This window comes from Aeromicrobium phragmitis, assembly GCF_003674095.1.
Lineage (GTDB): Bacteria > Actinomycetota > Actinomycetes > Propionibacteriales > Nocardioidaceae > Aeromicrobium > Aeromicrobium phragmitis.
In genome coordinates, this window is sequence record NZ_RDBF01000026.1 from 1 (window position 1) to 1069 (window position 1069).

Annotated in this window: 1 protein-coding gene; it reads left to right on the forward strand. The window is 66.8% G+C overall.

From position 1 onward, the window contains the following. Positions 1-174 precede the first annotated feature (174 nt). Positions 175-1069, forward strand: an 895-nt coding sequence (locus D9V41_RS16055; protein ID WP_121795603.1) for a DUF222 domain-containing protein, incomplete at its 3' end; no start/stop codon positions are given.

Below are 1069 nucleotides of genomic sequence, written 5' to 3' on the forward strand. Positions count from 1 at the left end.
TGCGAGCCGCAATGGAGCCGTGGCAGTGAGGGCGTAGCCGCCACGGAGCGAGACCACATCTCACGTGACGTGGTCTCGATACGTCGGTCGCTGAGCGACCTCCTACTCGACCAGCCATGTGGGCGTTGTGAACAAGGTCACGGGAGTGTCGGTGGCCTTCTCTAGGTTGGAAACATGATCGAGAGCACACGTGACGCAAGGGTCGGCGGTCTTGCCGGGCTGCGGCGTGAGCGTGCTCTGGCTGAGTTCCGTCAGTGGAACGCGACCCTGGACCTTCTCGATGCCGAGACGGCTCGGATCGAGCGGGAGCTCGAACCACGGGCGCGGGAGCTCGAGGTCGCGGCGGTGCGGTCGGTGATCGCTCAGGCGAACGGGTGGAGTGAGCATCAGCTGGCCGCCCGCCTGCATGAGGCCGAGACCGCGCGCGATGACCTGCCGGCCGTGTGGGCGGCATTCGGCGACGGCGAACTGGATGCGGCGCGGGTGTCGATCATCGCGGCCGGCGCCTGGAAGCTCACCGAGGAACGGTCGGTCGAGAAGCTCGACCGCCAGGTCGTCTCCTACGCGGCCACCCACACCACCGGCGAACTGCGCCAGTGGATGCGGCGGTTCATCGCCCGGGTCGAACCCGACGAGGTCGAGAAACGCTACGAGGACATCGTCGCCGAACGCTCCGTCACCATCCACCATGATGAGGACGGCACCGGAAGCCTGTATGCCGAGAATCTGCCCTCGTATGTGTTGGCGGGGATCGATCAGCGGCTCGACCACGCTGCCAAGACCACCAACGACGACGACCGGACGCTCGCCCAACGGCGGGCCGACGTGTTCGTGGACGCGCTCGACCACATCGACCCCGAGAACGAACCCGCCCGCGGCCCGAGTCTCGCGATCGGTGTCATGGTCCCCGCGTCCACGCTCGCGGGAGTGGATGATCAGCCGGCGATCAGCGCCGACCGGGACTGGGTGATTCCGGCCAACGTGCTGCGTGACCTCGCCTTGAGTGGGAACCCGTTCTGGTACCGACTCCTCGTCGACGACCAGGACGACGTATTGAGCGTCACCTACC